Here is a 6,199-nt window from a genome sequence, read left to right as displayed (position 1 = left end):
TCGGCACGACTTCCACGTCGCGGTCGAGAACTGGGGACACGACTTCAACATCGGGTCGGTCATCAGGACGGCGAATGCCATGGGGGCCAAGGCGTTCCAGATCGTCGGCAAGCGCCGCTGGAACCGGCGTGGCGCCATGGTGACCGACCGGTACCAGCACGAGCACCATCACGCGGATGCTGCGTCCCTGGCCGGATGGGCGCACGGCGAGGGTCTGCAACTCGTCGGCATCGACAACCTGCCCGGCTCGCTGCCGCTCGAGACCTACGACCTGCCACGGCGATGCATCCTGGTCTTCGGGCAGGAGGGGCCCGGGCTGTCCGCCCCGATGAGGGCGGAGTGCGAGGTCGTGCTGCACATCGAGCAGTTCGGCTCGACGCGCTCGATCAACGCGGGTGCTGCGGCCGCCATCGCGATGCACGCCTGGGTTCGGCGGCACGTCTTCGACCAGCGTCCCTGAGCGACGACAGCACTCTCGATTAGAAGAACTGAACTGTCGATCCAGAGAAGTGCACTCTCGATCGTGGCGAGTGTGCTCGCGATCGGAGGGGTCAGGTGATGGGGTCGCGACCGCGCCAGCGCAGCGGCTCCTCGGCGTACTCCTCGACGACGTGGGCAGTGATCCCGTAGGAGCGGGCGACCTGGAAGACGACCTCGCCGGCGCTCGCCGGCAGGCGAAGCGCCGCGAGGACCGCGGCTGAGGCGAGATCGACGTTGGGCAGCAGCCCCGAGTGGTCCTGCACGACCCGGGCCACGTCCGAGACTCGTCGGCGGAGGCGGGCCGTTCCGCGTCGCTCCCACAGCGCATCGAGGACGACGTCGGCACGAGGGTCGCCGTGCTCGTAGAGAAAGTGCCCGAAGCCGGGCACGTGGCCGTCCCGCTTTAGCGACGCGGCCACGACGTCGACCGCGGTCCCCGGATCGTCGAGGAGGGCGCGAGCGGCGACCGGAGCTGAGCCGTGGAGCGGCCCGGCCATGGCGGCGTACCCCGCGGCGAGGCAGTCGTGGATGCCGGCTCGCGTCGACGCCGCGACCCGGGCCGCCACCGTCGAGGCGGTCAGGCCGTGGTCGAGCAGCGCGGTGAGCAGGACACGCAGCAGCTCGATGTCCGGCCCTGGAGGGCGCCGACCGCGCAGCCCGGCGAGGAGCAACGCCGGGACGTCGGCGACCAGGTCACCACTCGAGGCCGCGTCGGGCGCGGCCGCCTGGAGACAGGTGTGCACGGCCGTGACCGCCGCGAGTCGCACCCGGTCCGGATGGAGGTCGACGGCGAGCGGGTCAGCGCCGGCGAGCAGCTGGACTGCGACCGGCAGCCGGCGCTCGGGTGGCAGCTGCGGGACGAGGACGCGGAGCAGCTCCAGAGTCGCGTCCCGCTGCCCAGCGGCCCGGCGTGAGCCGCCAGGCGCGGGCGACCGACCCACCCGGCTGAAGCCCCCTCGGCTCACGCTGAGTCCGTCGGGGTCGGAGGTGCCGAGCACAAGAGCGACGGCCTCCTGGAACGACAGCTCGCCCGCGACCTCGCCGACCGGACGTCCTCGATAGAGCAGGTCGCCGTCGAGCTGCGAGCTGACGGCGGTCGAGATCGTCCGGAACCGCAGCAGGGGAGCCGGACCACCGGAAGGCCGCCCCGAGCGCGCCAGCTCGTCGATCTGCGCCCGGTTGAAGAGGCTCTCCTGCTGCCCCGGCCGGCGGCGGCTCCGCAGCTGACCCCGGCTCACGTAGGCGTACAGCGTCGCGCGCTTCACCCCGAGCCGCTGAGCCGCCTCGGTCGTCGTGATCCACTGCGTCGTTGCCACCGGCTCTCCTGCCGTCTTGATCGAGTCAACCGTTGACGTGATCAACATTGACGAGGTTGATCAACAGCGACCACGGTAGTCGTAAGGACCACCGAAAGGGACAAGAGATGAGCAACGTGGACACGACGGCCCGAACCGGCGCCTCCGGCGCGATCACCGTTCCGCCGGGCCTCGCCGGTGTCATCGTCACCGACACGGAGATCGGCGACGTCCGCGGCGACGAGGGCTACTACCACTACCGGGGGCGCTCCGCGGTCGAGCTCGCCCGGACCTCGGGCTTCGAGGAGGTCGCCCACCTGCTCATCGTCGGACACCTGCCGGACGCTGCCGAGCTCCGGGCCTTCCGCACCCGGATCGCCACGCTGCGGACGCTGCCGCCGGCGGTCGCCGACCTGCTGCCCGCGCTCTGCCGCACGACGTCCGACTCGCTGCAGATCCTCAGGGCCGCGCTGTCGCTCTGGGGAGCCACGACCGGCCTGCGGCCGCTGTTCGACGCCACCGAGGGCGAGAAGCTCGAGGCCGCCCTGGCCGCCCTCGCGGTGACGCCGACGATCCTCGCGGCGGCCCACCGGATCGGGCAGGGACTGGAGCCCGTCGAGCCCGACGAGTCGCTCGGCCACGTCGAGGACTACCTCCGGATGGTGAGCGGCTCCCGCCCCGAGGCCCGCGACGTGCGGGCGATCGAGACCTACCTCGTCTCGACGATGGACCACGGGTTCAACGCCTCGACCTTCACGGCTCGGGTCGTCGCCTCGACGGGTGCCGACCTCGCCGCCTGCCTCGTCTCGGCCGTCGGGTCGTTCTCGGGACCGAAGCACGGCGGTGCGCCGAGTCGCGCGCTCGAGGCGCTCGAGGAGATCGGGACGCCCGAACGGGCGGAGCCGTGGGTCCGGGAGCGGATCACGAGCGGCAACCGGATCATGGGCTTCGGCCACGCCGTCTACCGCACCCGTGACCCCCGGTCCGAGATGCTGCGCGGCATCGCCCGCGGCTACGACGACCCCCTGGTCGACTTCGCCACCCAGGTCGAGGACACCTTCGAGCGCGTCCTCGCCGAGCTCAAGCCGGGCCGCGAGCTGCACGCCAACGTCGAGTTCTATGCCGGCGTGGTGATGCGCCTCGCCGGGCTCACCCCGGACATGTTCACGCCGACGTTCTGTGTCGCCCGCGTCGTCGGCTGGGTCGCCAACGTCCTCGAGCAGAGCCGGGACCCGAAGATCATCCGGCCGGCGGCCCGCTACGTCGGCCACCTGGCAGCGCGAGCCAGCTGAGCGCCATACCTCCCGTCGGGCCGCGTGGAGGTGCAAGCATGGGCCCTTGACCGCCGGCGACGGCGTCGGCGCCCGAGGGAAGGAGTGCCATGCCTGCCAACACCTACGGGATCAGCGAGATCGTCGGCACGTCGGAGACGTCCATCGACGACGCCATCGCCGGAGCGATCGGTCGCGCGAACACGACCGTGCGCAACCTGGACTGGTTCGAGGTCAAGAACGTGCGCGGCCACATCGTCGACGGTCGGGTGGCGCACTACCAGGTCACGCTCAAGCTCGGCTTCCGCATCGAGTAGTCGGCGGCGTCAGTCGGGCGCGAGGAGCGGCTGCCACGCCTGCCGCTCCTCCGCGCGCGGGTCCACGACGACCTCGGACGCCGAGTCGAACCTCATCACCACCCGCTCCTCGGGCGTGTATGCCGCCCAGCCCGGTTCGCCGGTCGACGCGAAGTCCACCCACGCTGAGTGCATCTCGGTCGCGAGGGCTTGGGGAGGGTTCCCGCCCGCGAGCAGGCCGGAGCCCTCACGGCCCAGGGTGTCGAAGACGAAGCCCAGCTCGAGGGCGTGGGAGGCGCCGAGGTCGGCGACGTCCGTCCGCCACGCGAACTCGTAGACGTGCACCGGTGCGCCACCGGCGTGCGCGGACTCGGCGAGCTGCACAGTCGGCAGCCAGAACCCGACATCCGTGAGGATCGCGGTGACGATGTCGCCGGGGGAGGCGCCGGGTCGGTTCGCGGCATAGAGGTCGACGAACTCGGGAGGCCAGCCGTAGCGGGCGGCGACCAGGGGCAGCGTCTCGGGCGTGACCGAGGCAGCGACGCCCGTCGGCACGGTGAAGAGGCGAAACTCCTCCGCGGTCGTGCCGGTGAGGAGCGGGACCGTCGGGCCGGCCGCGATGACCTCGGAGGGCACGCCGGGGACGACGTCGCCGTCGATGCAGGGGAAGTAGGACATGATCCCGAGCCCGCCCCGGATCGTCGTCGAGCCCCAGTGGGCGGGGTCGGGGTTGAGGCTCACCTCGAGACCGATCGCCGTCTGCGCCTCTCGGAGGGCGTTCGGGTCGACCTCCGACAGCGCCGCGGCCGTGGTCGACACCCCGAGCCGAGCGGCGACGGCCTCGGTGACCCGGCGCAGGTCGTGCGGGTCGCCGACGGCCGCTCCGCTGCCGCTCTGGACGACGGCCCGCCGGAACAAGCCGCGTGCCTGGGGTGCGGCCATGAGGGTGGCGACGCTCATGCCACCTGCCGACTCGCCGAAGATCGTCACGTTGCCCGGGTCGCCACCGAAGGCGGCGATGTTCTCCTGGACCCACTGCAGGGCATGAATCTGGTCGCGGATGCCCAGGTTCGTCGGGGCGTCGGGCAGCACCGGGAAGCCGGCGACGCCGAGCCGGTAGTTCACCCCGACGAGCACCACGCCATCGCGGGCGAAGGACGAGCCGTCATACGTGGCAATGGAGTTCGCCCCACGCACGAACGCGCCGCCGGGGAACCACACCATGACCGGCAGACCGGACCCAGCTGGGTCTGGCGTCCACACGTTGAGGTTGAGGTACTCCGGGCCGTCGAGCACCGAGCTGGGCAGCAGGTCTGCGACCGGGGGCGCGTAGGGCGCCTGCAATGCGGTCGGGCCGTGTCGCGTCGCGTCACGCGTGCCGTCCCAGGCGAGCGCCGGCTGCGGCGCCTGGAACCGCGCGGCACCTACCGCGGGTGCGGCATACGGGATCCCGAGGAAGCGGCTCACCCCCTCGTGCTCGGCACCGCCCAGCTGACCCGTCGTGATGCGAACCGTCGGCTCCATGCCGGGATCGTGACAAGGCGAGCAGGTGCCCCGCAAGGGGTGCGGCCGCTTCGCGCAATAGGGTCCACTCCCATGGGAACCTCACCTGCCGCCGCCGACGCTGCCCTCGTCCGCAGACGCCTCGACCGGCTCCGCGAGGCCGCTGACCACGCGGGGGTCGCGGCCACCGTCGTGACCCCCGGCTCCGACCTGCGCTACCTGCTCGGGCTCAGCGGGTCGTCGTTCGAGCGGCTCACCTGTCTCGTCGTCCCGACGGACGGCGCGTCCCCGGTCTTCGTCTCCCCAGCGCTCGAGTACGCCGGCCTCACTGGTCTCGGTCTCGAGGGGCTCGGCGTCGACGTCCGGACCTGGGTCGACGGTGAGGACCCCTACGCGCTCGCGCTGGCCGGGATCGCCACCGACCGGGTCGCCGTGTCCGACCTGACGCCGGCGCTGCACGCCTTCCGGCTGCGCGAGGCGGGCGCCACGCACCAGGTCCTCGCCGGCCCGATCCTGCGCGAGCTGCGGATGCGCAAGGACCCCGCCGAGCTCGAGCAGCTGCGTCTCGCCGGGGCGGCGATCGACCGCGTGCACGCTCGCGTCGGGGAATGGCTGCAGCCGGGTCGCACCGAGGCCGAGGTCGGCGCCGACATCGCCGCCGCCATCGTCGAGGAGGGCCACGCCCTTGCCGACTTCGTCATCGTCGCCTCCGGCCCGAACGCCGCGAGCCCGCACCACTCCCTCTCCGACCGGGTCATCGAGCGCGGCGAGCTCGTCGTGGTGGACATCGGCGGCCCGCTGACCTCGGGCTACAACTCCGACTGCACCAGGACGTATGCCGCTGGGCTCGCTCCCGCTCGCGACATCGCCTGCGCGTACGCGGCCCTGCAGGCGGCCCAGGAGGCGGCGGTCGTCGCGGTGCGGCCGGGCGTGACCTGCGAGGCGATCGACGAGGCGGCCCGGGCCGTGCTGCGGGAGTCCGGCCTGGACCGGTACTTCATCCACCGGACCGGGCACGGGATCGGGCTCGACGTCCACGAGGAGCCGTACATCGTGGCGGGCAGCAACCTCCCGCTCGAGCCGGGCATCACGTTCAGCGTCGAGCCCGGCGTCTACGTGCCGGGCGAGTGGGGCGCCCGGATCGAGGACATCGTGGCCGTCACCGAGACGGGTGTCGAGCGGCTCAACAACCGGCCGCGGGATCTCATCGTCGTGTGACCAGTGGGGTGGACCGCTCACTCGACGTGTGGGCGCTGGGCCCCATCGTCGACTGAGCGCTTCGTCACTTCCGTCCCAGCCACGCGCACGACGTACCGGCCTCCGGGAGCGGGTTCAGCGGCATACCGCTGCTCGG

The 6,199-nt window shown here is 72.2% G+C and carries 6 protein-coding genes; 4 read left to right on the top strand and 2 right to left on the bottom strand.

Annotation, left to right across the window (positions count from 1 at the left end):
* The coding region (locus ACTHJJ_RS08060; protein WP_440302422.1) for a TrmH family RNA methyltransferase at positions 1-460 on the top strand (460 nt) is incomplete at its 5' end.
* Positions 461-551: 91 nt separating this feature from the next.
* Here ACTHJJ_RS08060 and ACTHJJ_RS08055 read toward each other — a convergent pair.
* Positions 552-1,796 (bottom strand): citrate/2-methylcitrate synthase, encoded by a 1,245-nt coding sequence (locus tag ACTHJJ_RS08055; RefSeq protein ID WP_440302421.1) that lies wholly within the window; start codon positions 1,794-1,796, stop codon positions 552-554.
* Between the two features lie 107 nt (positions 1,797-1,903).
* On the opposite strand from ACTHJJ_RS08055, the gene ACTHJJ_RS08050 reads away from it, so the two are divergent.
* Together ACTHJJ_RS08050 and ACTHJJ_RS08045 are read left to right on the top strand one after the other, a co-directional pair.
* Positions 1,904-3,067 (top strand): citrate/2-methylcitrate synthase, encoded by a 1,164-nt coding sequence (locus ACTHJJ_RS08050; RefSeq protein WP_440302420.1) that lies wholly within the window; start codon positions 1,904-1,906, stop codon positions 3,065-3,067.
* A gap of 89 nt (positions 3,068-3,156) precedes the next feature.
* Positions 3,157-3,363: a dodecin gene (locus tag ACTHJJ_RS08045; RefSeq protein ID WP_440302419.1), complete on the top strand. Its 207-nt coding sequence runs from the start codon at positions 3,157-3,159 to the stop codon at positions 3,361-3,363.
* A gap of 9 nt (positions 3,364-3,372) precedes the next feature.
* Here the strand turns inward: ACTHJJ_RS08045 and ACTHJJ_RS08040 are convergent, their stop codons facing one another.
* The gene (locus tag ACTHJJ_RS08040; RefSeq protein WP_440302418.1) at positions 3,373-4,866 is read right to left on the bottom strand and encodes a carboxylesterase/lipase family protein; all 1,494 of its coding nucleotides are present in this window, start codon (positions 4,864-4,866) and stop codon (positions 3,373-3,375) included.
* A 72-nt stretch (positions 4,867-4,938) separates the two neighbouring features.
* On the opposite strand from ACTHJJ_RS08040, the gene ACTHJJ_RS08035 reads away from it, so the two are divergent.
* On the top strand, positions 4,939-6,063 hold the full coding sequence (locus ACTHJJ_RS08035) for a M24 family metallopeptidase (RefSeq protein WP_440302417.1): 1,125 nt from the start codon (positions 4,939-4,941) through the stop codon (positions 6,061-6,063).
* The last annotated feature ends 136 nt before the right edge of the window (positions 6,064-6,199 follow it).

It is taken from the genome of Intrasporangium sp., assembly GCF_051961875.1.
GTDB lineage: Bacteria > Actinomycetota > Actinomycetes > Actinomycetales > Dermatophilaceae > Intrasporangium_A.
This window is presented reverse-complemented; position numbering and strand designations above follow the sequence as displayed.

Coding starts and splice junctions, on each gene's coding strand:
- ACTHJJ_RS08050 (WP_440302420.1), top strand. CDS start 1,904: ATGAGCAACGTGGACACGACGGCCCGAACCGGCGCCTCCGGCGCGATC.
- ACTHJJ_RS08045 (WP_440302419.1), top strand. CDS start 3,157: ATGCCTGCCAACACCTACGGGATCAGCGAGATCGTCGGCACGTCGGAG.
- ACTHJJ_RS08040 (WP_440302418.1), bottom strand. CDS start 4,866: ATGGAGCCGACGGTTCGCATCACGACGGGTCAGCTGGGCGGTGCCGAG.
- ACTHJJ_RS08035 (WP_440302417.1), top strand. CDS start 4,939: ATGGGAACCTCACCTGCCGCCGCCGACGCTGCCCTCGTCCGCAGACGC.